This is a genomic window from Singulisphaera rosea, assembly GCF_054877945.1.
Genome location: NZ_JBTYIP020000002.1, coordinates 1 through 25,526, shown reverse-complemented (window position 1 = coordinate 25,526; position 25,526 = coordinate 1). Strand labels below are relative to the sequence as shown.

17 protein-coding genes and 1 pseudogene are annotated in these 25,526 nt (G+C 63.6%); 6 read left to right on the top strand and 12 right to left on the bottom strand.

The features are described from left to right. Window positions 1-28: 28 nt before the first annotated feature. The gene (locus tag ACYOEI_RS03395; RefSeq protein ID WP_462847886.1) at window positions 29-1,348 is read right to left on the bottom strand and encodes a glucuronate isomerase; all 1,320 of its coding nucleotides are present in this window, start codon (window positions 1,346-1,348) and stop codon (window positions 29-31) included. A gap of 101 nt (window positions 1,349-1,449) precedes the next feature. On the opposite strand from ACYOEI_RS03395, the gene ACYOEI_RS03390 reads away from it, so the two are divergent. Beyond that, on the top strand, window positions 1,450-2,193 hold the full coding sequence (locus ACYOEI_RS03390) for a phosphopantothenoylcysteine decarboxylase domain-containing protein (RefSeq protein WP_462847885.1): 744 nt from the start codon (window positions 1,450-1,452) through the stop codon (window positions 2,191-2,193). Between the two features lie 145 nt (window positions 2,194-2,338). On the opposite strand, the gene ACYOEI_RS03385 is transcribed toward ACYOEI_RS03390, so the two are convergent. Then, window positions 2,339-2,587 (bottom strand): hypothetical protein, encoded by a 249-nt coding sequence (locus ACYOEI_RS03385; protein ID WP_462847884.1) that lies wholly within the window; start codon window positions 2,585-2,587, stop codon window positions 2,339-2,341. Window positions 2,588-3,439: 852 nt separating this feature from the next. Between ACYOEI_RS03385 and ACYOEI_RS03380 the strand changes: the two genes are divergently transcribed. Beyond that, window positions 3,440-6,388 (top strand): cellulase family glycosylhydrolase, encoded by a 2,949-nt coding sequence (locus ACYOEI_RS03380; protein WP_462847883.1) that lies wholly within the window; start codon window positions 3,440-3,442, stop codon window positions 6,386-6,388. 553 nt (window positions 6,389-6,941) lie between these two features. On the opposite strand, the gene ACYOEI_RS03375 is transcribed toward ACYOEI_RS03380, so the two are convergent. From ACYOEI_RS03375 to ACYOEI_RS03365, 3 genes are all read right to left on the bottom strand, one after another. Then, window positions 6,942-8,495: a glycerophosphodiester phosphodiesterase gene (locus tag ACYOEI_RS03375; protein WP_462847882.1), complete on the bottom strand. Its 1,554-nt coding sequence runs from the start codon at window positions 8,493-8,495 to the stop codon at window positions 6,942-6,944. A 150-nt stretch (window positions 8,496-8,645) separates the two neighbouring features. Then, window positions 8,646-9,743, bottom strand: coding sequence for a DUF1559 family PulG-like putative transporter (locus ACYOEI_RS03370; protein ID WP_462847881.1), 1,098 nt, complete (start codon window positions 9,741-9,743; stop codon window positions 8,646-8,648). A gap of 214 nt (window positions 9,744-9,957) precedes the next feature. Continuing rightward, on the bottom strand, window positions 9,958-10,134 hold the full coding sequence (locus tag ACYOEI_RS03365; protein WP_462847880.1) for a hypothetical protein: 177 nt from the start codon (window positions 10,132-10,134) through the stop codon (window positions 9,958-9,960). A gap of 323 nt (window positions 10,135-10,457) precedes the next feature. On the opposite strand from ACYOEI_RS03365, the gene pdxR reads away from it, so the two are divergent. Both pdxR and pckA read left to right on the top strand, forming a co-directional pair. Next, complete coding sequence (gene pdxR / locus ACYOEI_RS03360) at window positions 10,458-11,942, top strand: MocR-like pyridoxine biosynthesis transcription factor PdxR (protein ID WP_462847878.1); 1,485 nt, start codon at window positions 10,458-10,460, stop codon at window positions 11,940-11,942. Window positions 11,943-12,180: 238 nt separating this feature from the next. Beyond that, window positions 12,181-13,797, top strand: a complete 1,617-nt coding sequence (pckA, locus tag ACYOEI_RS03355) for a phosphoenolpyruvate carboxykinase (ATP) (protein ID WP_462847877.1) — start codon at window positions 12,181-12,183, stop codon at window positions 13,795-13,797. A 361-nt stretch (window positions 13,798-14,158) separates the two neighbouring features. On the opposite strand, the gene ACYOEI_RS03350 is transcribed toward pckA, so the two are convergent. Beyond that, a complete protein-coding gene (locus tag ACYOEI_RS03350) occupies window positions 14,159-15,469 on the bottom strand; it encodes a DEAD/DEAH box helicase (protein ID WP_462847876.1) in 1,311 nt (436 codons plus the stop codon). A 450-nt stretch (window positions 15,470-15,919) separates the two neighbouring features. Here ACYOEI_RS03350 and ACYOEI_RS03345 point away from each other — a divergent pair, with 450 nt between their 5' ends. After that, window positions 15,920-16,837 carry a sugar phosphate isomerase/epimerase family protein gene (locus ACYOEI_RS03345; RefSeq protein WP_462847875.1) on the top strand — a complete coding sequence of 306 codons (918 nt, stop codon included), beginning with the start codon at window positions 15,920-15,922 and terminating at the stop codon, window positions 16,835-16,837. 179 nt (window positions 16,838-17,016) lie between these two features. On the opposite strand, the gene ACYOEI_RS03340 is transcribed toward ACYOEI_RS03345, so the two are convergent. The 6 genes from ACYOEI_RS03340 to ACYOEI_RS03315 all read right to left on the bottom strand — a co-directional run bounded on the left by ACYOEI_RS03340 (window position 17,017) and on the right by ACYOEI_RS03315 (window position 24,348). Beyond that, entirely contained in the window at window positions 17,017-17,427 is a 411-nt protein-coding gene (locus tag ACYOEI_RS03340) for a hypothetical protein (RefSeq protein ID WP_462847874.1), read from the bottom strand. 1,017 nt (window positions 17,428-18,444) lie between these two features. Next, window positions 18,445-19,743, bottom strand: a complete 1,299-nt coding sequence (locus tag ACYOEI_RS03335; protein WP_462847873.1) for a DUF1501 domain-containing protein — start codon at window positions 19,741-19,743, stop codon at window positions 18,445-18,447. A 122-nt stretch (window positions 19,744-19,865) separates the two neighbouring features. Next, the gene (locus ACYOEI_RS03330) at window positions 19,866-22,583 is read right to left on the bottom strand and encodes a DUF1549 domain-containing protein (RefSeq protein ID WP_462847872.1); all 2,718 of its coding nucleotides are present in this window, start codon (window positions 22,581-22,583) and stop codon (window positions 19,866-19,868) included. After that, window positions 22,580-23,206 carry a hypothetical protein gene (locus ACYOEI_RS03325; protein ID WP_462848527.1) on the bottom strand — a complete coding sequence of 209 codons (627 nt, stop codon included), beginning with the start codon at window positions 23,204-23,206 and terminating at the stop codon, window positions 22,580-22,582. The genes ACYOEI_RS03330 and ACYOEI_RS03325 overlap by 4 nt, the downstream gene beginning before the upstream one ends. A 12-nt stretch (window positions 23,207-23,218) precedes the next feature. Next, window positions 23,219-23,785, bottom strand: coding sequence for a transposase (locus tag ACYOEI_RS03320; protein ID WP_462847871.1), 567 nt, complete (start codon window positions 23,783-23,785; stop codon window positions 23,219-23,221). After that, window positions 23,785-24,348, bottom strand: coding sequence for an RNA polymerase sigma factor (locus tag ACYOEI_RS03315; RefSeq protein WP_462847870.1), 564 nt, complete (start codon window positions 24,346-24,348; stop codon window positions 23,785-23,787). The genes ACYOEI_RS03320 and ACYOEI_RS03315 overlap by 1 nt, the downstream gene beginning before the upstream one ends. 812 nt (window positions 24,349-25,160) lie before the next feature. Here ACYOEI_RS03315 and ACYOEI_RS03310 point away from each other — a divergent pair. After that, a pseudogene (locus tag ACYOEI_RS03310) lies at window positions 25,161-25,526 on the top strand (hypothetical protein); the annotation flags it as partial.

The window sequence follows — 25,526 nt, the reverse complement described above, 5'->3', positions numbered from 1 at the left end:
TGTAATATCGCCCTCCGGCCGGCGCAGGTCAAATCGACTCGGGAATCTCGGATCGCGGTTGTCCGAATATGCGTCTTGGGTTGTCCAGGACGACCAGTCGTGCGAGTTCCAGCGCCCGATCGGCCGACCATCCTTGCGCTCGCATCGCCCCGTCGGCCAAGGTTTCCGCGAGGATTTTGCGGAACATGTTGAATTTCGGGAGGACGAACTCGAGCTTGTACGCATCCGAATAATAGCCGACCACTTTCCCCTTCGGGACCGCCTGGATCCTTGCCTTGAGGTCCGCGGCGATGAACGCCGGGATGTTCGAATACCACCAGTGCCCCATCGGCAGGACGTTGGGGAAGATCCATGCGTACGAGACGAGTTCCCCCCCCGCGTCGGGCGAGAGCGTGGAGACCGGGAAGGTCACATTCGAGAAATGGTTGAAGAGTTCGCGATAGTCGGCCAGGCTCACCCGACGATCGAACAGGTCGCGTCCGCCCGAGACACCGGCGGGGTAAATATTGCGGATCGGGCCGATCATGAGGTCGAACGGAAGCCGGAACTCCGCACAGAACTCGGCCAAGGTCCAGAACACAACGCGGCGGACCTCGTCATGTTCGTCGGGACGGAGATCCATTCGATTCAACGCCCGACGGATCGGAGTCACCGCACGCTTGGGCGAGCCAGGGCGCGGGATGAAGTCGGGCGGGAGGCTGATCGCGCAAGCGCGAGCCCCCCGACTCGTGAACCGCTGGAACAAGACGCCGATCGCCTCGCGTAGGCTGGCAAAGTCCCCGACATCGACTCCGGTCGAACGTTTGAGCCGATCGACCGTGCTCGGCTCGTGGAGCTTCAAGACGAGGTCGTCGGTTCGGAGACAAGGGACGTATTTCTTCAAATCCCAACCTTCGAGGGGATCATCGAAGTCGTTGGTCAGGAAGACGGCCTCCAGCCGGGACTTGTCCCAGACCGATTGATCCCACGAAGGGCCGTCGGCGGATCGTTCGGCACGGTCGTAGAGCTCGCCGATGTTTTGAGGCGTGATCCGATCGTGAGCGAAGCCGTGGAACGTCCGGGCGATCTCGAGGAGCCACGAGTACTGTACGGTGTTATCGATCCGATCGAGGTATTCGGCCAGGTTGCGGACCCGCACCTGCGGGGAGAGCTCCGGAGCGACCCGATCGGCGGACATCCCCGCGGAGTGGGCGAGTTCGGTATAGTAGTGGTAGCCGAGGATCTCGTCGAAGTTCCGCGCGGCCGGCCGATGAGGGTCGATGTGCGAGTGCGGATCGAAGATCGGCCACCGAGCGATCTCATCGAAGAGCTCGCGGGCCATCGGGTCGTGCGGGGCGGTCGTCTGCATCGTAAGCGGCTCGGACGGGGAACGGGTTTCGAGGTCGCGGCGGACTCTAGGACAAGCTAGCCGCCACCATGAGAGCACGCAAGAGAGGAGAAGCGGGCGGGATGAACGTGGTAGTGACCGGGGGAGGTACGATCGCGCCGATCGACGACGTCCGCTATATCGCCAATGTTTCGTCGGGGCGATTCTCCGCGATGATCAGCGAAGCCTGTCTCCGGCGCGGGGCCTCCGTCTGGCACATCCACACTCCCTCGGCACAGCTCCCCTTCTTCCGCCAGGCCGGATACCGTCTCGATGCCGACCCCGACGCCGAGCAGGCGCGTCTCGAGGACCTCCGACGCATCTGGAGCCGGGTGAAAGGAAAGCTCCACCTCGTCCCCCTGAAACACGGGACCGTGGCCGAGTACGCGGACGCCCTCGAAGGATGCCTCCGCTCCGAGACGATCGACGCGGCCTTCCTGGCCATGGCCGTCTCGGACTTCGAACCGATCCCGATGTCTGGCAAGCTCGACTCTGACGCCGAGTCGATCGTCATCCACGGCCGTCGCACGCCCAAGGTCATCCGGGCCGTCCGCGACTGGTCGCCCGACGTCTACCTCGTCGGATTCAAGCTCCTATCCGGGTCCGAGCCTTCCGAGCTCATCCGCACGGCCGAGGCCGCGAACCTGACCAATCGCGCCGACCTGACCGTGGCCAATGACCTCAAGAGCCTCCAGGCGGGACGCCACACCATCCACCTCGTCCGCTCCGGTCATCCCCCGTTATCGCTCCCCCCCGGCGACGACCTCGCCGACCGACTCGTCGATCACGTCTACGACTGGGCCGACTCCTCGGACGTCCTGTCCTGAGCAGAGCGAGGTCAACCTTCTTCGGGTCGCCGAGCCGGATTACGTTTCTCGGCATCCGCCCGGCCGAGTCGACCGAGAATGAGTGGGCGCCCGCGTTTCGGCCCTCTCACACTTTCCCGAGAACGGCGTCGACAACCCATCAGCCTCATATGTGTTCAAACCCCAATCGCCCTTGCGAGAGAATTTCGTCGCCAGTACATCCGGCCTCATCGAGTGCGTCCGCGAGCAACGGTAGGTGTTCGGACAGCCGCTCCTCGTAGATCAGGGTCGCGAGCCTACGGACGGTCTCGCCGCGGGTCAGCCAAGAGGGATTGAAGACCGACGGCCGGAACGGGTTGCCGATGACAACGTGCAGCAGAGCGATTTGGATGTCTTTTTCCAACCGCTCGGCCACGTCCTCGGCGTTCCCTGTCTGTTCGGCAACAGACGGGGCTCAACCGGTTGTGATCTCATGGACCTCGAAGGCGGCTTCAAAGGCATCCTCGTTGAGGAGTTTCCATACGGAAGACGAGAGACCCTCTCCCATATCATCGCCAGCCTCATCCATCTCCTGACCCAACGCACCGACTTCAGCTCGGGTCGCTGGCCCGTCGGCAGCAAACGACCCCGAAGAGCTGCAACTTCCGACCGCTAGTCTTACCAAGTCGATAGTAAAGCATTTCCAGAAACGATCCGCATGTTTTCGATTTATTCTCGTTGATGATATATCCCCGAGTTGGCCAGCGATTCGATAGGACTCTGACGCATCGCGACACCAAGATGACCGCAATGTCCTTGCCAAATCCTGGAACGCGCCAATCTCTGAACTTGCGATCATCCCAAGGCGAGGAACGCGGCCCCAATTCATTCCGCGAAGCGAATGTGGTCGTCAAACCCGTCCCCGAGCGCACCCGCGTGACGCCGCGTGTCACGGAATTCGACGAAACTCCTTGAATCAGGAATAGAGGTGGAGCCCCGGCCCTCACGAGAAATCGGGCCCGCCCGGAATCTCGCGCGGAATTTGTCCGGTTCCGAATGGGACGGAGTTGTAAAGGGTAGACGCGGTGAACGGACAGAATAGAGTCAGGGCGGGAATCAACCTCGCCCGTAACACCGAAGGTTCATTCCCATGTCCCCCTCAACCTCAGTGTTGCGTCGGTTGTTCGGCACCCGGACCTCGTCCGGGCGGGCTTTGTTACCGAACCGATCGGCCCGCCGGTTCCGTCCCGGGCTGGAGTCGATCGAGGATCGGGTTGTCCCGTCTAGCATGCCGCTTCATGTCGTCGGGACACAGCTCCAGAACTCGGCCGGCCAGGCCGTGGTTTTGAAGGGTGTGAACCTCGCCGGGCTGGAGTCCTCGCCAATGGGCGGCGTCAATCCGGCCGCCAACAATATTCTTAAGTCGGCCGACGAGGCCCTCAACGTCTGGCACGCCAACCTGCTCCGGGTGACCGTGTACCCTGACTTCTGGTTCGGCCACGACGAAGGTGTGCATATGGGGGAGGCGGCCGACGGCGGGGCTGCCTACCGCAACACCGTTAGCCAGATCGTCGCCAAGGCAAGCGCCGCCAACGCCTACGTGATGCTGACCGTGTGGGGGTCGGATCGGGGCCAAACGGGGGCCGCCCCGGCGCTGCACGTCATGCCGGACAGCGGCACCACACAGTTCTGGGCGGACCCGAACGTCGGGGCCGCCAAACTTTTCGCCAACAACCCGGCGGTGATGTTCGGCCCGTTCAACGAGCCAGAACTCGTCGACTGGAACACCTACAGGAACGGCGGCTGGATCAACGACGGTCCCGGGTACAACAGCCCCGGGATGCAAGGCCTGCTCGACGCGATCCGAGGGACCGGGGCGAACAACATCGTCTCGCCGGAAGGCAAGCAGTGGGCGCACGACCTGAGCGGCATTTCCCAGGGGTACGGCCTGACCGACCCGGCCGGCAACCTGATGTACCAGCTCCACCTCTACCCGAATGAGTGGCAGAAAGCCGCCGATGGCGACCAGGCCCTTCTGCCGGTCGCCGGAAAATATCCGGTGTACATCGGCGAGTTCGGCACCCTCGGCGACGCCAGCGACCCCGGCACCGTCGGGGTGGCTCAGCCAAGCCCGGCCGTCTGGACCCAGAACATGATCGCCTGGGCCAACCAGCACGGGTACAGTTGGACCGCCTGGAGCTTCACCCCTGACTCCACGCCTTGCTTGCTCGCCGACTGGAACTATACCCCGACGAGCTACTTCGGGTCATACGTCAAGTCAGCACTCGCCCAACAGGCTCCCCCGGCGACGACGCCTGCGAACGACGCGTTCACCCACCGCGCGACGATCACCGGCTCTTCGGCGTCGGTGACCGGCTCAAACGTGAACGCCACCCGCGAGGCGAGCGAGCCGACCATCGTCGGCAACGGCGGCGGCCGATCCGTCTGGTGGACCTGGACCGCACCGGCCAGCGGGCCGGTCACGATCAGCACCGCCGGGAGCAGTTTCGACACAACGCTCGGCGTCTACACTGGGACCACACTGTCGGCCCTGACCACGATCGCGGCCAACGACGACGCCAGTGGGGTCCAAACTAGCGCTGTCACCTACAACGCGGTCGCCGGGACCGTCTATCAAGTCGCCATCGACGGGTGGGACGGCGTCAGCGGCAGCATCACCCTCAAACTGGCCCAGGCCCCTCCCAACGACAGCTTCACTCGCCGCACGACGGTCACCGGCAACTCGGCGACGGTCACAGGGTCAAACGTGAACGCCACCCGCGAGGCGAGCGAACCGACCATCGTCGGCAACGGAGGCGGCCGATCCGTCTGGTGGACCTGGACGGCCCCCGCCAGCGGTTCGGTGACCATCAACACGGCGGGCAGCAACTTCGACACGACGCTCGGCGTCTACACCGGGTCGGCCCTCTCATCCCTGGTTTTGGTCGCGGCCAATGACGACGCCAGTGGCGTGCATACCAGTGAGGTGACCTACAACGCGGTCGCCGGGACCGTCTACCAGATCGCCGTCGACGGGTGGGACGGCGTCAGCGGCAACGTCACGCTCAAATTGGCCTTGGCGCCGCCCAACGACAGCTTCGCCCGCCGCGCGACCATCACCGGCTCTTCGGCAACGGTCACTGGTTCAAACGTGAACGCGACGCGAGAGACGGGCGAACCCACCATCGTCGGTAACGCCGGCGGTCGCTCCGCCTGGTGGACCTGGACCGCACCGGCCAGTGGGTCGGTCACGATCAGCACCGCCGGGAGCAACTTCGACACGACACTCGGTGTTTACACCGGAAACACCGTCTCGGCGCTGACGTTGATCGCGGCCAACGACGACGCGACCGGGGTTCATACCAGCTCCGTCACCTTCAACGCGGTTTCGGGGACTGTCTACCAGATCGCCGTCGATGGCTTTAACGGTGTCAGCGGCAACATCACGCTCAAACTGGCCTTGGCCCCGGCCAACGACGCCTTCGCACGCCGCGCGACGATTACCGGCACGACCGCCACTGTCACCGGCTCGACGGTCAACGCCACCCGCGAGGCGGCCGAACCGACCATCGTCGGCAATGGCGGCGGCCACTCCGCATGGTGGACCTGGACCGCACCGGCTAGCGGGTCGGTCACGATCAACACCGCCGGCAGCAACTTCGACACGATACTCGGGGTCTATACCGGTTCCGCCCTCTCGGCGCTGACCTCCGTCGCGGCCAATGACGACGCCAGCGGGGTTCATACCAGCGCGGTGACCTTCAACGCCGTCGCCGGGACCGTCTACCAAATCGCCGTCGACGGCTACAACGGCGTCAACGGCAACGTCACGCTCAACCTGACGCTGGCCCCGCCCAACGACAGCTTCGCCAGGCGGGCGACGATCACCGGATCTTCGGCGACGGTGACCGGCTCGAACGTGAACGCGACGCGGGAGGCGAGCGAGCCGACCATCGTCGGCAACGGCGGCGGCCGCTCCGTCTGGTGGACCTGGACCGCGCCGACCAGCGGCTCGGTCACGATCAACACCGCCGGCAGCAACTTCGACACCACCCTCGGCGTCTACACCGGGTCGGCTGTCTCCTCCCTGACGACCGTCGCGGCCAATGACGACGCCACCGGGGTCCATACCAGTTCCGTCACCTTCAATGCCGTCGCTGGAAGGGTCTACCAGATTGCCGTCGACGGGTGGGACGGGACGAGCGGGAGCATCAAACTGAGCCTGCGGTACGCCTGACGAAAGGACCACCAAGTAATAACACGGCATCAAATATTTAAATAATCGACAAAGCTTATTCAATCGGGTGCAGGCAGCTCAGAGCGGGATTCTCTGGCATCGCAAGCGGAAAACCTCGTTCCTACGGTTCGCACGAGAACGCTCCGCTGGCCGCTCTGCACTCCGAAAAACCAACGCGGAGCGTCGTCGACGCTCCGCGTTGGTTTTTCGGGTCGCGGTCGACCTTCGGGCGATAGGGAAGCGAAACGATTCGGATGGAGCAGACATCGCCGGGGAGGCATCGAATCGGAAGTCCTGTCAGCGGCTCGCTCACTTGCTCCAGCGGTTTCCACGCGGCCTTCCGAGTCGAAAAAAGAAGACGCAGAGCGTCCGAAGACGACATTCCCACGGGGAACGGGTGACTGATCTCTCACAACTTATCAATAGCGGACAACGGAGATCACGGCAATAAACACTATTTAAACATCCAGACTACTATTTACAACAAGAGACTCGTGTGCCATGTGGGCGAGATCCGATCTAAGCTCCTCAGAGGATGGCTCGGTCCATGGGATCAATGCCCGGCCTTGGATTCGATCAGCTCAAGGGCTCGGAGGACTCGCACCGGATAATCGGTCTGGATGACGTCGATGCCGTCGTGGATCGCGATGCGGTAACTCTCCACGGACTCGTTCAATCCGAGGGCGTCGCTGAAGACTTTGATTCCTTTGGCGTGGCAGTGGTCGATCAACGACTTGGAGAGGCTGGTCCAACGCGTGTCGAACGCATAGGGTTGGACTTTCTCCGCCAAGGCGTCGATCTGATCCTCTCGAGCGAGGGGCGGCATCCGGCGGAGGCGAGGCTCGACGATACGGAGCCGGGCCAGGTAGTCGGGCCCCTGGTAGACGACCGATCGGTCGATCAGGTTGCGGGTCCGGAGCGCGTCGACGAGGGCCTCAGGCGCGATGTCCTTCGCATCGACGTAGAGCTCGACGCGGTTGCCGATGGTGTCCAGGAAGGTCTCGAACCGCGGCATGGGAATTCCGATGAAGGGACGTCCGAACCATGCACCCGCATCGACGTTCACGAGTTCCGAGGCGTCGCGTCCTCGGATCGGGCCTTTGAGCGTCGTGGTGCGATTCAGGGAGCCGTCGTGGAGCAAGAAGAGCTTGCCATCTCGCGTGGTCCTGACGTCGAACTCGACGTAATCCGCTCCCAGGCGGATCGCCTTTTCGTAAGCGGGGAGCGTGTTCTCGGGGGCGTAGCGCGAGGCGCCTCGGTGGTGGGCGATCTTGACTCGCGAGGCCCCCAGCCGCCGGTGTGCTTCGTGGGCGAGGATCTCCTCCGCGTGGTCGGTCTGGAGCCAGTCGGCGCCGGCCTCGATGACGCGGCCCCAGATCTCGACGCGATCGTCATTCCCGAGTGTCTTGACCTGAACTTTGATTCCCCGACGGTGAAAGGCCTGGCAACGTTCCGAAGTCACGTCGGCGGCATCGAACTCGACGGCGGCCGGCTTCAGTTCCTCGAACGCGTCGAGGCCGAGATCCGGATGCCACTTGGGCATCAGTGCCAGGCGATCGCCACCAGGCGTGGCGCGGATGGCTCGGAGGACTTCGGGCGAGGCGAACACGACGACTTGCGACTCCATCCGGGCCTGATGCACCTCGTGGACGAGCCGGGCCGGGTCGACTTGTTTGCAGTCGAGATAGAGGTTAGCTCGTTCCTTGGCGAGCTTGAGGATCTCGTCGAGCGCCAGGACCGACGTCCCCGCGAATCGACTCGCGAACTTCGAACCCGCGTCGAGCGCCTTCACCTCGTCCAGGGTGCGGTCCTCCACGCGACCGGTACCGTTGGTGGTCCGGTCGAGCGTCGAATCATGCAGCAGGACGTGGCGGCCGTCTTTGGTGAGCCGGACGTCGACCTCGACCCATTCGACCGTGTCGGCGATCGCCCGCTCGAGAGACGCCGCCGTGTTCTCGGGCGTGACCGCGGCCATGCCCCGATGGGCCATCACCTGTACACGCCTCGAGGGTTTCACGGGCGAGAAGAACGCGAACTCGTCCGCCGATGCCTCGGGTGAAGCAACCGCGGCGAGACCGAGCAGCAGAGCACAAATCAACCGGTACATGGGTGCTAACGCCTCGAAGGTTGGGCCACTCGGTCGATTCTCGAACGAACGACACGATCAGGGGTCCGCGAGATCCTCGGGCCAGGATCGACCGGCCGCCCCTCGCGGGAGGTCCCCATGGAGGCTCCCGCGAGCGGTTATGTCCACTGATCAATAAGCGTCGGCGCTGATGACCTCGCCACCGTTCGTGGACCCGAGGGCCTGGTAGACTCCTGGACGATACAACGACGGATTGGTGACCGACCAGACCAGAGTCGACGAATCCTGTGCGGCCCCGAGCGGCGTACCCGTGGAATCAAGGGTCCAGGTCGAGATGCTGTCCTTGAGGAAGTGGACGGAGCCGTCGCAGAAGGCGAAGTTGGCCCCACCGGGGTGGAAGCTGGTCGCGGCGTTGAGGAACGCGCCTCCTTCGGTGTACGCCCCACCGCCCGCGGCGTTGCCCCAGTCCTGGGTCTTCTTCTGCACATTGATCGGGTAGAAGACCGTGAACGCCGTGTCGCCGTAATTGCCCGAGATCCACCAGTTCCACTTGTAGAAGGACTGGTTGCTATCGGTCTTGCTGAGCAGGCCGTGGGCGTGCTCGCTGAACGCGATCGTGTTGCTCGTGCCGTCGGTCACCGTGGCGATCGTGACCACGCCACCTCGGCTGAGGCCGGGCGCCCAACGGGGGCTGACGCCGTTGGAGACGATCGCGCCGTTCTGCTGCTGGAGCGAGGCGCTCGGGTTCGAGATGATCGACGCCCACTGGCCGTAGCAGCCGGCGTAGCTGGAGAAGGCGAAGTTCTGGGGCAATTTCTTCCCGTGCGTGGGAGCCTCGGTATAAATCACACCGGCGATCGCGGTGTCACTCGGGCACCACAGGGTGTTGAGGCCGACGCCCGAGACCGTTGCGTTGTAGTCGTTCCGGTAGGCCATGTTCGTATTATAGGCCGCATACAACGGCGCCTGTTCCATGTACTGGAGCAAGGCCCCGAAACAGCTCATGCCCTGGTCCGGGCTGCCGTTGTCCGGTCGTACCTGGGCGAAGGCCGCCATCGGGTAGCAGCCATTGCTGCTCTCGTAGTTGGCCAGCGCGAGTCCGAGTTGCTTGAGGTTGTTCGTGCATTGGGCCCGTCGGGCGGCCTCGCGGGCCGCCTGGACCGCGGGGAGCAGCAGGGCGATCAAGACCGCGATGATCGCGATCACGACCAGGAGCTCGATCAGCGTGAATGCGCGCCGCGTTGCGGCGAGTTGACGGAGGGAACGCATCAGGGAACCTCGGCGTGTCGAATTCGGGACGGATGAGGGCGACATCGGCGAAACGGTGCAGGGGGGACCTTCACAATCGGGTTCGGGCCCGCGGGCCCTCGGTGCCGGCCGGCGGAAGATGGCTGACGATGCGCAAGGCCAGGCCGCCGGCGGAAAGCCGTCGACGTCGTGGCCCTCCTCGATGACGGAGGGGCGGCGGCCCGCCTTGCGACGATCAGTGTGGTCGCTTCGGCAATCTCTTGGGGAGCTGGAGCTCCTTGTCGGCATTCTTGGAAGGGCCCGAGATCGAGCCCATCGGCGGCTGCCCCGGGTCCTGGTCGCTGCAACCGTGCAACGCGGGGACGGCGACGAGCGGCAAGATCGCGAGCATCGCCCGCTTGAGGAAAGACATGTCTCGACTCCCCTGGACGTCGTCGACGAAGGCGGAGACCCAGTGGCTCCTAAATAAAATAATATGCGGATAAAATTACTACAAAGTAAAGTTGTTTTGTAGATTTCATGAATATCGGGGTCGGGTCGCACACCCGGCAGCGTGCAAACACCTCGGATCGAGATGCTTGGATGTGGAGGGGCGTCCCGCCTTCCCCGAGGCGGGGTCGGCGCGAGACTTCCACGGACGCTTACACATCGTAAAGCGAATTGGTCTTGCGACAAGATCCATTATGGGGGATGTTGAAGGTGCCATTCGCCCCCTCTCGAGGAGCTGCGTCGTTCATGGCCAAGGGCACCCCCCTCGTCTCGCTGATGGTGATCCCGCTCGACGCGTCGTCGCCCGTGCCGCTATTCCGCCAGGTCTACGAAGGGCTCCGCTCCAGGATCCTTTCCGGCGTGTTGAAGGCCGGGGACCGGCTGCCGGCGAGCCGGACGCTCTCCGGCGAGCTCGGCGTCTCGCGCAACACGATCCTGAACGCCTATGAACAACTTCTTGCCGAAGGATATCTGGAAGGGAAGATCGGCTCCGGGACTTACGTGACCCGAATCCTCCCCGAGGACGCGCTGCTCGTCACGTCGGGGCAGATGCCCAGGCGCGGACCGACGGATTGCGCGGGGGAGCCCTCGAAACGGGGAGGGCTCCTCGCGAGCACCCCCGCTTGGGTCGTTCGAGGAGGGGCCACGCCCCAACCCTTCCGACCCGGCGTGCCGGCCATGGATACGCTCCCGCTCGACGTCTGGGCGTCGCTCTCGGCCCGACACTGGCGCGAGTCGACCGCCGACCTCCTCGGCTACGGCGACCCGGCCGGATACCGGCCATTTCGCGAGGCCATCGCCGCGCACCTGAGGTCGGCCCGGGCCGTCGAGTGCGACCCCGACCATGTGATCGTCGCGGCGGGGACCCAGCAGGCCCTCGACCTCGCCTCGCGCGTGCTGCTCGATCCCGAGGACTCCGCCTGGATCGAGGATCCGGGATTCGTCGGTGCCCGAGGGGCACTCATCGGCGCAGGTGCCCGACTCATCCCCGTCCCGATCGATGGCGAAGGGATGATCGTCACCGAAGGGGTCAGGCGCGCTCCCGAGGCGCGACTCGCTTATGTCACGCCCTCGCACCAGTATCCGCTCGGGGTCGCACTGAGCCTCGCGAGGAGGCTCGAGCTCCTCGGCTGGGCCTGTCGCGCCAACGCGTGGATTCTCGAAGATGATTACGACAGCGAGTTCCGATACAAGGGACGTCCGCTCGCCTCATTGCAGGGGCTCGACCGGCAGGGTCGGGTCATCTACATGGGGACTTTCAGCAAGGTCCTCTTCCCCGCACTCCGGATTTCCTACCTCGTCGTTCCGCCCTCCCTCGTGACCGCCTTCGTCTCCGCACTGGCGCTGACGGGCGGGCCCCCGCCGACGCACCCGCAGGCGGTCCTCGCCGACTTCCTCAACGAGGGGCACTTCCTCCGTTACATCCGCCGAATGCGTTCGCTCTATGCCGAGCGGCAGGCTGCCCTCGTCGAGGCCGCCTCGAGCGAGTTGGGCGGGCTACTCGAAGTCATCCCGTCCGAGACCGGGCTCCAGGTCATGGGATGGCTCCCCGACCACATCGACGACCGGGACGCGGCCCGTAAGGCCGCCGCACTTGGAGTCGTGGCCCCTCCGTTGAGCTCGTATACCGTCGAGCCGATCGCCCGCAACGGGCTGCTCCTCGGCTACGCGGCCCATTCGCCGACACGAATCCGAGAGGGTATGCGTAAGCTCGCCCTCGCCCTGCGATGAAATGAGCTCGTCGCCCTTCGGATCGGTCGACTTCCTCCCTGATTTCGTTTCAATCGACGCCTGTCTTCCGCATGCGTGGTTGGGCTTCGTCCCATCCCACTCCGCACGGTGATGCCAAAAAGCCAAGCCTCGCAAGCCCTTGCCGGTTGGGCATTGACCATGTTACGAAGAATACGTGAGGAGAGGGTCCGGAGCGGGAGGCTTCGGCCCGGGTTCGAGAATCGAGGGAGTCGGCCGCATGGAACTCTCTTCCGACCGACCGCCGGCGCAGGACCAGGGCCGGAGTGCTCCCAAAGAGATTGGCCTCGACGGTCCGCAGCCGAGGCACCGGAACGTCCCACCGGCGATGCTGACCGAGCATGCTCTCCGACGCGGCGAGGGAGTGCTTTCCAACCGCGGCGCATTCGTCTTCCAGACGGGGAAGTACACCGGCCGATCCCCGAAAGACAAGTTCGTCGTCCGAGAGCCGAGCAGCGAAGCTTCGATCGACTGGGGCGAGGTCAATCAACCGTTCAATCCGGAACGGTTTGATGGACTCCTGGAGCGAGTCCTCGAATATCTCCGAGGTCGCGAGGTCTGGATCGAAGATCTCTTCGCCGGGAACGACCCGGCCCATCGGTTGCCGATTCGAGTGGTCTGCGAACGTGCCTCGCATGCCCTCTTCGCTCACCAACTCTTTGTCCGGCCGACGACCGAGGAGCGGAGCGGCCACTTACCCGAATTCACCATCGTCGCCGCGCCCGGGTTTCAGGCCATCCCCGGGCGCGATGGGACGCGCACCGAGGTTTTCATCCTGGTTGATTTCGCTCGCAAGATCGTCTTGATCGGCGGGACGGAATACGCGGGCGAGATCAAGAAATCGGTCTTCACGATCCTGAATTACTTACTCCCGATGCGCGGGGTGCTATCGATGCACTGCTCCGCCAACGTCGGGGAGGGTGGAGACGTCGCGCTTTTCTTCGGACTCTCGGGGACGGGCAAGACGACCCTTTCGGCCGATCCCAGGCGTTCGCTGATCGGCGACGACGAGCACGGCTGGGGCGACGACGGCGTCTTCAATATCGAAGGCGGCTGCTATGCCAAGTGCATCCGTCTCGACCGCCGGGACGAGCCCGAGATCTTCGACGCACTCCGTTTCGGGAGCGTTCTCGAGAATGTGGTCATCGATGAGACGACCCGAGTCCCGGACTTCCTCGACGCGACGCTGACGGAGAACACGCGCGCGGCCTACCCGATCGATTACATCCCCAACCACGTGCCCGGCGGTCGAGGTCCCCATCCGCGCCGGATTATTTTCCTGACGTGTGATGCGTTCGGGGTCCTTCCCCCGGTCGCTCGGCTCAACCTCGACCAAGCGTTGTACCACTTCCTCTCGGGCTACACCGCCAAGGTGGCGGGCACGGAACGGGGACTCGGAGTCGAACCTTCGGCGGTCTTCAGTACCTGTTTCGGCGCCCCGTTCATGACCTTGCCTCCGAGCCGATATGCCGACCTCCTCGGTACCAAGATGCGGCAACATCAGGTCTCGGCCTGGCTCCTCAATACCGGATGGACCGGCGGCGGATTCGGCCAAGGCCGTCGGATCGCCCTCTCCTCGACAAGGGCACTTGTCGACGCAATCATGAGTGGCGCCCTCGACCACACCCCGGGAATCATCGACCCGATCTTCGGATTCGAGTCGCCGACCACTTGCCCGGGCGTCCCCGCCGAAATCCTCAACCCACGCTCCGCCTGGCCAGACCCCAAAGCGTACGACGCCGAAGCGGCTCGCCTCGCCCTCCGGTTCCGCGAGAATTTCCGGCGGTTTCACAACGTCGGACCCGGCGTGCATGCCGCCGGGCCTCGGATCGTCTAATTCCGACTTGTCGCTCCAACCGTCGGTTCGAAATCGAGGATGCGACGCGGTGAACAATCGGGCTTCACGCCGAGTCAAGCCTGAAATGCGAGCGAGTGATTGTTTCCATAGGTATGGAGCAAGATTCACTCGATTGCGCTTCGGGCTTGTTAGAGTTGATCCGGGGTCGTCTGGTGGTGGAAGAAGTGGGTGGGATCATCCCCCACGCGGGAGATACCGGCGCGAGGGAATGCACGACTTTGCAAAACTCGGCGCATGAAAAACCCGGCCGAATGAAGGCCGGGCTTTTCCATCAATCGCGGTTGAAGCAATGAGACGAGTCTAGGTGACGGAGAACTCCGTCACCCGGAACTCTCCGAGCTCAGGACCGGCTGGCGCCCTGGGCTTCGCGATCGCGACGGCGGCGAAGTCCCTGATGCGAGGAAACACCTCGCTTCGGGAAACGACCACCGCGAGCCGGACCACGACGGGGACCCGAGCCGGGTCGCGAGTTGTGACGGAAGATGGGGCGGGGAATCGTCGGGACCCCTTCCACCTCGTCGCAGTCGAGCTCTCGCGAGATGCAGCGCTCGATCTGATCGAGCAGCTTGCCCTGGTCGGGCAGCACGAGCGAGAAGGCGACGCCATCGCTCCCCATGCGGCCGGTCCGGCCGATCCGGTGGACGTAGTGCGTCGGATCCTCGGGGAGGTCGAAGTTCACGACGTGCGAGACGCCGCGGACGTCGATCCCACGGCCGACGACGTCGGTCGCGACCAGGGTCGTGAGGCGTCCGGACCGGAAGGCCTGGAGCACCCGGTTCCGCTGGGCCTGGCTGAGATTCCCGTGCATCGTGTCGGCGAGGACGCCTTCGGAGCGGAGCAGGTCACCGACGCGGTCGGCCCCTCGCTTCGTCCGGCAGAAGACGATCGCTCGCTTCGACTCTTCACGACGGAGGAGCTTGACCAGCAGCTCGAACTTACGCTCGGCGCCGACCATGATGTACGCTTGCTTGATCGCGGGGATCGTCGCGTCCTCGTTCTCGCGAATGAGGCGGACGTCGACCGGATCGACCAGATACGTGTGGGCGAGATCGCGGACTTCGGGGGGCATCGTCGCGGAGAGCAGCAACGTCTGCCGGCCGTCCGGGATCGCCTTGAGGATCGTCTCGACCGCCGGGCGGAACCCGATGTCGAGCATCTGGTCGGCCTCGTCGAGCACGGCGATCCGGACCTTGTCGAGCCGGATGGCGTGACGGGCCATGAGGTCCATCAACCGGCCCGGCGTGGCGACCACGAGCTGGCAACCGGAGCCGAGCAAACGCTGCTGGCGGATGATCGACTCGCCGCCGACGACCGCCACGGCACGGGAGCGACGCCCGTACGACAACTTCTCGAACTCGCGACAGATCTGGACGACCAACTCGCGGGTCGGGGCCAAGATCAACGCCTGAGGCCTGCGGTCCCGCTCGTCGATCTGCTCGAGGATCGGGACCAGGAATGCGGCCGTCTTGCCCGTCCCGGTCGGGGCATTGCCGAGGCAGTCACGCCCCGCGATCGCTTGCGCGATCATTTGTTCCTGGATCGGGCTGGGCTCTTTGAATCCGCTTCGGGCCAGGGCCTTCAGGGTGAGTTCGCCAACTCCAAGGCGGGAGAAACCTTCAGACACGGGGGACACTGTCGTCGTCGTCTGCAAACTGAGCTCCTTGTTACCCCGACTTGTGGCGCGGACGGGACAACCCAAATTGGTCGTCCGAGCACGGACGCGGCTTGCATGGATGTCGGCCTTGTCGCGCCAGGGGTACCGCCCCGGTTTAAGCCGGAGACGGAAGAAAGAGTCAGCGCAAAGAGACCAACGGGCAGAAGGCTCGCGAGGTAGGATCTCGGCCTCAAGCCGGTGGGGTGAAACCCTTCGATGTTTCCAACGAACGCATTCTATCACACGAGGGCCAAGAAGGCGAACTCCAATTTCTACAAATGAGTGCCGACGACGGTCTTGTCCGGGAAAGTATTCGCCGATTTTGCACCGCACGCCTTGCCGCGAGGAGAATCTCTCACCGGAGGTAGCGGAGCACTTCCCGTCGCGCTATGATCGGGCCCGATGCATCGCCCGGCCCTGACCTCTGGAAGTGAAAGGCGATTTTGTATGGATCCGACGACCCGTCGCAGATTCCTCGGGACCTTGACCCTGGCCGGACTCTCCGGCTCCGTCGGCCTCCCCCGCATGGCGAGGGCGATCGGCCCCATCGCCCGAAACCGGCCGAGCCATCTCAAGCTTAGCCTCGCCGCTTATTCATACCGAGACCAACTCCAGGGCAAGTCGCCCAAGATGGACCTCTTCGACTTCGTCAACCTCGGCGCCGACATGGGGCTCGACGGCGTCGAGCTCACGTCATACTACTTCCCGACCCAATTCGACAACGACTATCTCCATCGCCTGAAGCAGCACGCCTTCACCCTCGGCCTCGACGTGTCGGGGACCTCGGTCGGCAACAACTTCTGCGTCCCCGACGGTCCGACACGTGAGAAGGAATTTGCAAACGTTAGGACCTGGATCGACCACGCAGCCGAGTTGGATGCGCCGGTCATCCGGATCTTCGCGGGGAACGTCGCCAAAGGGGATGACGAGGCGAAGGCCGTGGAACGCGCGATCGCGGGCATGAAGGCGGCGCTCCCTTACGCGGCCGAGCGAGGCGTGACTCTGGCCCTCGAGAACCATGGCGGGATCACGGCAACGCCCGCTCAAATCCTCAAGCTGGTCAGGGCCGTTGCCGCGCCCAACTTCGGGGTCAACCTCGACACGGGCAACTTCCATGGTGATGATCCCTACGCCGAACTCGCGGAGATCGCACCTTACGCCGTGAACGTTCAGGTGAAGACCGAGATCAGTCGCAAAGGGAAGCCGAAAGAGCTCGCCGACCTTGCCAAGGTCATCGGAGTCCTTCGCGACGCCAAATACTCAGGCTATGTCGTCCTGGAGTATGAGGCGGCCGAAGACCCGATGGTCGCCATCCCTCGTCATCTCAAGACCCTTCGGCGCCTGATCGACGAGGCCAATGCCTGAGCGGCATTCGGGTTCCTCGGCACCCGGGCCTAGCGCGGCCTGGTTCGCCGAGGAATGTCCCGAGCGGAGCGGGTTGCTCCGCGCGAGACGCGTCCCCAAAGAATCCATCGTTTGGAGATATTCACCTGCAAGGACGGGTTCGAGTCGATTCGCGACGAACCTGACGGAGCCGAGTGCGATTAATCGGCGAACGGGTCGCTGCCGTTGCCGGCAATCCGTTCGTCGAGGCTCAGCCCGAATCCGTAAGGGTCGTCCATATCCTTGAGCATGTCGCAGACCATTCGCAAGGCTTGCTCGTGCTCGACAATCTGTCCGGAGTGCGTCTCCGAGTCGGCTCCCAATTCGCCGATCCGACGGTCGAGAGCCGAAACCCATTGCGTGAGGAGCGTGAGGCGTCGATTAGCGATCGACGACTGTTTGGCGAGGAGGGTCGCAAGCGTCCTCGGCTCGACAGCGTCCGTCGACAGGGCCTGCTGGACGGCCTGCTCCAAATCCGACTCTTGCCGGGCCAATTGATCCAGAGAGCTTCGAAACCGGCGAGGTCCATCGGGTGGGGGGATCTCGCGCCGCGTGTTGACCAGTTCACTCATGAAAGGCAGCCTCGTCTATCGAATAAAGGATGAATAGAGGTGAGTTGATCTCGGCAACACCGGGCGGAAGGACGAGGGTCTTCGGGCCGTTTCGCCCAGACTTGAGTCGATCGCCGCGGCCGAACGACCGCGGTCGCCACGCGTGTCGCGAGGAGGGAATGTCGTCGGAATGAAGGAGCGTATAAAGTCTGACCCGCACGCCGAGTCTGTGCCTGGGAACCTCGCACCAAGGGGCCAGCGTCGGCAACGACGTCGGACACAGCGACAGAGCATTCGGCTATCTAAAGAAATAGCCCAACTTTCGCCGGGTTTGGGAAAATCCCGCTTGCCCGAAGGCAGCTCCAGTCGAAAGCCGAGGCACGGGGTGGGTGGAAGATGGTGAGAGGGTCATTCTGAGGCTTTTCCGGCCGGTCGAGCTTCGGGGTCGTCGACGACTTGACCCCAGGCAGAGGCACGGGTTGCCCCAGGAGAGCCCAGTCGGAGAGCTCGGGCAATCGGGACGATGCAGTATTCGCGGGGACGACCGGCGTCGAGGAGCACGACCCACCGGAGCAACGGCTGGGGGGCTTCGGAAGGTCGAGAGGAGCGTGGGGCTCGCGCGAGGCCAGGCGTGTCCCGATCTCGGGAGCGAACCGCTCGAGCTCAGACAGAGCCTCCGTCGCGTGGCCAGCCACGACCCTTCCGCAGCCGGCATCGGCGGATCGGGGGACGGTCAGACCCCCGACCAGGAGCACAAATAGCGCCGCTGCCCAATGCCGCATCAGACTTGGGAGACTACTCGGCTGCATTTCGCTTTGAGCTTGCCAACGTGGACGCGGCGGAGGATTTGTACGCTGCAGATCCTGCCTAACCCTTGGATCGTATAAAAATACCATCGACGTCCACGTCGAACAAGAATCGTTCAAGAAATGACCAGTCGGTCCTTCGGCCTCTTGCGACTAGAAACGTCACGAAAGTCGTGCAGAGGCGACGGGTCTCGAATCTCTCGGCGCGGCTCGTCGCCACAATCCCGCATCTTCACGAGATCAATTGCGAGATCGGGTTGCCGTATCGTGCGATGGCCACCGGTCGTCCCGTATTTGTGCGGTACTCCTTCTGGGGGTCGATCCCCAGGGTCCGATAGAAGGTGGCGGCGACGTCGTCGGGTGAGATCCCATCCCCGGATGCCGGGCCCATCGCCTTGGCATCGCTCGCCCCGACGACCTGCCCACCACGAATTCCGCCCCCGCCCAGCAGCACGAACATCGCGCGGGGGAAGTGATCACGACCGGCGGTACGGTTGATCTTCGGAGTGCGGCCGAACTCGCCCGTCACAAAGATGGTGGTCGTCTCGAGGAGACCCTTCATCTCGAGCGAGTTGAAGAGCCCGGCGAGGGCGTTATCGAGTTCGGGGAGCAACCGGTCCTGGAGGGCCCGGAAGTTCTGACTGTGCGTATCCCAGCCGCCGACCGAGAGGCTCACGAACCGAACGCCTGCCTCCACCAACCGCTCGGCGAGCAGGCAGCTCTGCGCCAACGGCTTGTCGATGAAGAGCCCGGCGATGGCCGGGGACTCCTTGCTGACGTCGAAGGCCGACCGCGCCCGAGGCGATCGGATGATGTCGTGGGCCCTGGCCGAGAACTTGTCGAGCCCATTGACCAGGTCGCTCCTCCGCTCGAAGCCTTGGAACGCGCGGTCGAGACCCTTCAGCAGATCGCGACGCGCCTCGACATCCTCGACGGTCAGGCCCTGCCCAAGCGCGATCCCCCGGACCGAGTACGGTTTCCCGGCACGAGGGACGCTGGTCGTGCTGAACGGGGCATACTCGACACCGAGATGTCCGGGCACCTGCGGCGTGTGCGGGATCGCCACGAATGGGGGAAGGTCCGCGGGACCACCCAGCTCCTTCGTAACGACCGAGCCGAACCCGGGGTACTCGAGGGAAGAAATCGGCCGATTCCCCGTGTTCATGTATTTGGTGCCGAAGTCGTGTGCCGCCAGGCTGTGGCTCACGCCTCGGAGGATCGCGAACTTGTCGGCGCACCGGGCCAGCATCGGCAGATGCTCGCAAATCTCGACGCCGGGCGTATTCGTCGCGATCGGGCGGAACTCCCCGCGATACTCCTCCGGCGCGTCCGGCTTCAGGTCGAACGTGTCGATGTGGGACGGGCCGCCGCCGAGGTTGATGAAGATCGCCGAAGTCGCCGACCCCCCGCGAATCTCGCCCGCCTCCGCCAGCCGAAGGTAACCCGAGAGGTTCATCCCCGTGAGGCCAAGGGCCCCGACCTTGAGGAAGTCACGGCGAGAGCTGCCGTCGCAATATCGGTTCACCGCCATGCTCGGTCACTCCTTTATCAAGGGATTGGCCTGAAGCCTTCCGGCGCCGCGACGCGGCAACTCGACTGGCAAAGTGTGCCCGGCTCCTAGAGGAAATCATGACGATCTCACACGGACGTGAATCAATGATTTGTCATAAATTCTTTTGTGTTGAGCAAGGCCCAGAGCAGATCACGAAGCCCCTTCGACTCGTCGGCCGAGCGAGCGAAGTAATCGCGGGCCAACTCGAGTTCCTCGGGATTGGGCTTCCGGCTCACGGTGCGGAGATAGGCCTCGTGGATCGCACCATCGACGTCGAACGTCTGAGGTTGTAAATCCTCGGCGTCCCCTCCGGCCCGAGGTTCCATCGCACGAAGGTCGGTCCGCAGCGTCGCAGGGCGGGCCTCGAGGACATCGGATCGAGTGGATGTATCTTTTGTATCCCGAGCCTGCCGGGTCTGCGTTTCCTGGGAGGCGATCTTCTTCGCCCGCGCTTGGATTAGTCGAGGGTCGGGAGCCTTGATCCGGGCCTTGGCATTGGCCGCAGTGATCGCTTTCGCCCTGAGGTAACTCCCCACGGTCTCCGCGACCCACCCTTGAGGTCGTGTGATCGCACTGAGCAGTTCCTGATCGTTCTGGAGGTAGATCGACTGGAGTAAGTTGGGCTCGTTCGACCGGCTGCAATCGCAATTCGTTTCACGGGACGCGCGGCCGAAGACCTTGGCCGCATACTCCCTCCGGGCCACGGGGCGAATTCCGGGTGAACCCCTCGGGCCGATCGCTCGTTCGTCGGCCATCCTCGATTTGTTGCGGAGGTCTGCCGTCGAAGCCGTCGCCTGCGATACGGCGTCGATCAACACTTCGGCGGGAAGCCGTCGGATGAGCGCCCGGCTAAAGTTGCGCTCGTCGAGCTCGTTGGTGTCATTCGGCCGCCAGCTTCTTTGGTACGCCCGGCTGGTAGTGATCTCGCGGTGGAGCCACTGCATGTCGTAGCCATGTGAGACGAAGCCTTCCGCGAGATAGTCCAGGAGTGCGGGATTGCTCGGTGGGTTGGCCAGGTTCATGTCGTCGGGGGGATTGATGATCCCCGAGCCGAAGTAGATGTCCCAGACACGATTCACGAAGGCACGGGCGAAGTAGGGGTTGTCGGTCGACGCCAACCACTCCATCAAGGGAGTACGGGGGTCGTTTCGATCCACGATCGAAACTTCCTCACCTCCCAGGAGCTTGGGCGTGATCACGCGACCTGTCTTGGCCGGCTTGGTGTTCTTGGGCGAGACGGACTTGGGCGCTTTCGCCGCCGGGGCGATGAAGACCTCCCGCCAGGAGACGGTCGTCCCAACTTTGATGGCCGTCGCCAGGATCTTGTTCCGTTCGAGATTACTTAGGCCCGGCTTCAAACCAAGCTCCGCGTCGATCTTCTGGGCGACTTCGCGCGTCTCCTTCTCGGGGCCAAGGCCAACACTGATGGGCTGGAAGAACGCGGTGAATTGGCGGAGGTCGTCCTGGGTCCATTGATCGAACGGATGCTTGTGGCATTGGGCACATTCGAGGCGGACGCCCAGGAATGTATAGCTGAACGCGAGGGCTTTCTCCTCGGGTCGGCGGACGTTTCCGCGAGCCCAGAAATAAGGCATTGTCTCACGACGACTGAAATCGGCCGGATCCTTCTCGCGATGGTAGAGACTCTCTTCCTTGGCGAATTCCTCATAGGACTGGCCGGGCTTGCGGCTGGTCGCCAGGACGATCCCCGAGACGATCTCATTGTAGGGGTAATTCTCCTTGATTCGCCGATAGATCCACTCGTACCAGAAACGTGTGGGTTGGTCGGTCGTCCCTTGCTGGAGGTTCAGGTTGCGAGGCGCGTTCCCCGTGAAGTCGCAGAACAGGTTGGTCCACCACGCCGCATAAGTGGGGCGGGCCAAGAGCTCCTCAGTCTTTTTCTCCCGCTTTCCCGGCGAGACGTCGGCGACGAAGGCTTCAACCTCCTCGGGCGTGGGCAAGGTCCCGGTCATGTCGAGGCTGAGTCGTCGGAGAAATTCGCTGTCGGTGCAGACCTCCGAAGGGACGATCCCGAGCTTGCGAAGTTTGTTCTGGATGAGCTCGTCGACCTTCGTCGCGGCCGGCTCGGCCTCGACTGTCCCGGTGCCCGGATGGGAAGCAACGGGACGAAGGACCTGGGCGATGGCCACTCCGTTGTCGTAGAAGACGACGACGCTGGTATCGCCCCGCTCCTTGGCGGTGACGACGCCGGCCTCATCGACCTCGGCCACCGATTCGTCATTGGTTCGGAAGCGGGCCAGGGGGGTGACATCCTCCCGGGAACCATCGGCCCAGTAGGCGATCACTCGGAGGGAGACGGTCTCTTCGGCCTTCGATAGCACGACTTCCGACGGGATGACTTCCAGTCGCTCAAATCGTGACGGGGCCGTCACCCCCTTGGCGCCGGCTTCGACCCAGCGGACGAGCAGCTGATATTGCCAGGAGTCTTTCTCAAGCCGTTTCCCCCCCTTGTGAGGGGACGCAAGGGTCGGCTTCTGAAGAATCTTGCTCGCCTCGGGATCATCAAGCACGACCCGTCCGGACTTATCCTTGAGCAATGCGTCGTGATCCGTCTTGAAGTCGTAGCCGAAGAGCGAGAGCCGGAAGTCGCCGCGCCCCTGGAACGAGCCATGACATGAACGCGTGTTGCAACCAAGCCGTCCCAAGAGAGGCAGGACGTGACGTTGGAAGTCAGGGACCTCACTCCCTTCGGGCGACGCGAATCGTTCGGGCACAGCACGGGTCATCTCGGCGCCGAGGGTTGATGAGGCGGCCATCAGGGCGAGGGCCGCACTTATCCCGAGGAATGGGTGAATCATGCGATCTTTTCCCCCTTCTTCGCGGTCGACCGCTTTGCAGGGGAAGGCTTGCCCCCGTCGGGTCGACGCGCACGTTCGGCTTTTTTCCTCAGAGCCTGGAACCGTGAATCGATGCGTTCATCCTGGTCGGTGCGAAGGCGTTGAAGTGTGTCTTCAACCTTATTCAGCCGGGTACGGAGCTGCTCTTGCTCGAACTCTTGCTGTCGGATCTCGAGCTCGACCTGGCGCCGGAGTGTCTTCCGGAGTAGGTCTTCGAGTTCGAGAGATGGCGTGCTCGCCCACTTCGCCGTGAGCAGTTCGACCTCAGATTTGGCCTTCCAGATCTCGAGGCCGATCTCGTAACGCCTCGGGTCACGTTGCTTGAGGATTGCGAGAGAGGTGCTGACTTGCGACAGGTCGGCGATCGCCTTTCGATACTCCTCGGGCTTCATCGGTTTGAGTTGCTCGAGGAGGGTAGCGAGCTCGGGGTGATGCTCCCGGACGAACTCGAGTGCCGCGGTCTCGCGGTCCTTTGAGGCCGCCTTGGCTCGAACCGTCGACGGGGCTCCCCCCGGCGTCTTTTCGGGATCGGCCGAAGCGAAGCCGTCCCCAAATATGAAGTGTGCCAAGAGCAAGAGAGCCATCGCACGCACGGGTCAGTTCTCCAGGGTGCCGGGGCCGCCGGGCACGGTCCCCTCTGGGATTGAGGCGGCCTCGAGCAACCAGGGTGACAGAGAGTCCTCGTCGGCGTCGTCATCATCGAGGGGGGCGGCGACAGGCTCGCCAGGTGCAATCGGGGCGTCGAGCCAAGCCATCAATTCGCCATGGGCCACGGTCGCCTCCTGGCCCGGCTGCTGGAGGCCCGACCAAGCGAGCGCGACCGCTACATCGTCCCCCCTTCGCGCAGCCTCGGTCGAACTTGACTTGTAAGGACTCGGCGAGGGGACGACGAGGGAGACGATCGCGAGCGAGGCCGCCACCGCAAGCAAGACGGCCGCTCGCTTGCGGACGACCGATCGCCGGAACACTCGTCGATCGCCCCACGTCGTCCCCGCAACACGCACGGCTTCGGTCAGGGCCACCGCCTCCGCGACCGACTCTCGGGCGAGTTGGTCATACGCCAGCCGTTCTTCGAACGCGGCGGATTCCTCCGCGTCCATCTCCACCGCCACATACCGGAAGGCAAGCCAAAGGAGATCTCCCCGAGGGTCGGGCGCCATCATCACTCTCCCGGGCGCAAGTTGCGCCTCAGTTTTTCCAGGGCCAGACGCATCCGGGTCAGCACCGTCCCGAGCGGTATACCAAACTCCCTGGCGATCTCCACGAACGGCTTTTCTTCATAGATCCGCGCCCGGACGACTCGCGCCTGTTCGTCGGGTAGCTGACGGAGTGCCCGGCGAACTTCCTCGACCGCTTCGCTCCGGATCAGACGGTCCTCGGGAAGGTCTCTGCTCGACTCACCGCGCGAGGCCAGCCGGCGGAGACCGTTCTCTCGCGTCTCTTGCCGACGCCTGGCCGCCAACGCCTCATGAAATGCAACCCGGAAGAGCCAACCTTTGAACGACTCGACGCGAGCGGTGTTGCCGGATTCGACCGCCTTCACGAACGTCGCCTGCAGGACGTCGTTCGTCGTGTCAACGTCGCGAGTCACCCCGAGGATGAATCGGCGCAGTTCCTCGCCATGCGACTCGTACAAGCCCGCGACCCGTGCGGTGTCGACCAATCCGCTCGACACTTCCGACACCTCGACCGGGCCGTCCCGCGAGAGGTCGTGAATGTCCGACATCGACGACCCTCCCTATCCGGGCTCCACCTATACGATGCGCAGCTCGGCCGAATTATTTCCGAGGATCTCGAAAACCACGAAGCCGGCCCTCCTAAGGCAACCACGCCTCTCATTCTTTTATGTCAAGTCATGAAGAATCAATCTGGCAATTGCGTTCGGGACGTGGTTGATAACCTCCTTCTCACGAGTGAGTTGTGTAGACGGGATCGGCCAAGCGTCGGGCCCTTTCGCCTTTTTTCGCGAAATCACACTCGCGTGACCAATTTCGCCGATCGGAATTGTCCGCAAGAAGCACGACTCGGGTAAACGCGGCCAAGATTCGGCCGACTTCCGGTTTCTCGGGGCCGAACGCACCCGGAGTGACGCTGAATAACCTCGGAGTGGAACATACCATGGATGTGCCGGCCACTCTCGACTCGCGAATCCGCCGCTCACCGGCCCCCCCCGGATCGAAACTTTGCCGATCCTCCCGGCCGAGTCGGGTCATTCGTAAAGAATTTCCATGATCCCGCCTCGTTGAGACTCGGACGCGCGACCAGGAACTTCGAACAAGGATCTTCACTCACCTTCTCGCCACGATTCAAGGTGAGAGGACCCATCGAGTGGAGTCAGCCCTTCGGGACCTGGACGTGATCATGGAGAGACGGCTTACCATCATGGAAGGATGGCGCATGGATATCTCGAGAGGAACGGCGGCTGGCCTGGCGCCTGTTCCTCATCGTCATTATGAGCCGTCCCTAGTGGCACGGGCGAAGTTGAGCCGACTATACCTGGGTGAACCCGAATCCTGCCGGAGAGATCCCTGGCGGTTCTTGTCGATCCTTGCGCATCTCGGGCTATTCCTGGCCCTCTTCAAGCAATACAACCTCGAAGGCCGAGCCTTCCAGTCGCTCGTTGCGATTGCACTGGCCTCGCTTCCCGTCCATTACGTGTTGCCGTTCCGCTGGAAAAAGCCCTTCTTCGTCGCGGTTTCTCTCTTCGGACTCGCCTGGGTCTTCGGGGCCGTCACCGCCGCATGGGTCCTCGCCCTCGCCACGCCATTGATCGGTGTGTGCTTCCTCCCCATCGCCTGGACCGCACGCGCCGGCATCATCGGCGCGTTCGCATTGGCCCTCGCCCTGATCCGACCCGAGACCGGCACGAGCAGCGTGATCCCCGAGAGCGTGCTCCCCGTCCTC

Bases quoted from the DNA above. Each gene is read 5' to 3' on its own strand.
- ACYOEI_RS03395 (WP_462847886.1), bottom strand. From the start codon at position 1,348: ATGCAGACGACCGCCCCGCACGACCCGATGGCCCGCGAGCTCTTCGAT.
- ACYOEI_RS03390 (WP_462847885.1), top strand. From the start codon at position 1,450: ATGAACGTGGTAGTGACCGGGGGAGGTACGATCGCGCCGATCGACGAC.
- ACYOEI_RS03380 (WP_462847883.1), top strand. From the start codon at position 3,440: ATGCCGCTTCATGTCGTCGGGACACAGCTCCAGAACTCGGCCGGCCAG.
- ACYOEI_RS03375 (WP_462847882.1), bottom strand. From the start codon at position 8,495: ATGTACCGGTTGATTTGTGCTCTGCTGCTCGGTCTCGCCGCGGTTGCT.
- ACYOEI_RS03370 (WP_462847881.1), bottom strand. From the start codon at position 9,743: ATGCGTTCCCTCCGTCAACTCGCCGCAACGCGGCGCGCATTCACGCTG.
- ACYOEI_RS03365 (WP_462847880.1), bottom strand. From the start codon at position 10,134: ATGTCTTTCCTCAAGCGGGCGATGCTCGCGATCTTGCCGCTCGTCGCC.
- pdxR (WP_462847878.1), top strand. From the start codon at position 10,458: ATGGCCAAGGGCACCCCCCTCGTCTCGCTGATGGTGATCCCGCTCGAC.
- pckA (WP_462847877.1), top strand. From the start codon at position 12,181: ATGGAACTCTCTTCCGACCGACCGCCGGCGCAGGACCAGGGCCGGAGT.
- ACYOEI_RS03345 (WP_462847875.1), top strand. From the start codon at position 15,920: ATGGATCCGACGACCCGTCGCAGATTCCTCGGGACCTTGACCCTGGCC.
- ACYOEI_RS03340 (WP_462847874.1), bottom strand. From the start codon at position 17,427: ATGAGTGAACTGGTCAACACGCGGCGCGAGATCCCCCCACCCGATGGA.
- ACYOEI_RS03335 (WP_462847873.1), bottom strand. From the start codon at position 19,743: ATGGCGGTGAACCGATATTGCGACGGCAGCTCTCGCCGTGACTTCCTC.
- ACYOEI_RS03330 (WP_462847872.1), bottom strand. From the start codon at position 22,583: ATGATTCACCCATTCCTCGGGATAAGTGCGGCCCTCGCCCTGATGGCC.
- ACYOEI_RS03325 (WP_462848527.1), bottom strand. From the start codon at position 23,206: ATGGCTCTCTTGCTCTTGGCACACTTCATATTTGGGGACGGCTTCGCT.
- ACYOEI_RS03320 (WP_462847871.1), bottom strand. From the start codon at position 23,785: ATGATGGCGCCCGACCCTCGGGGAGATCTCCTTTGGCTTGCCTTCCGG.
- ACYOEI_RS03315 (WP_462847870.1), bottom strand. From the start codon at position 24,348: ATGTCGGACATTCACGACCTCTCGCGGGACGGCCCGGTCGAGGTGTCG.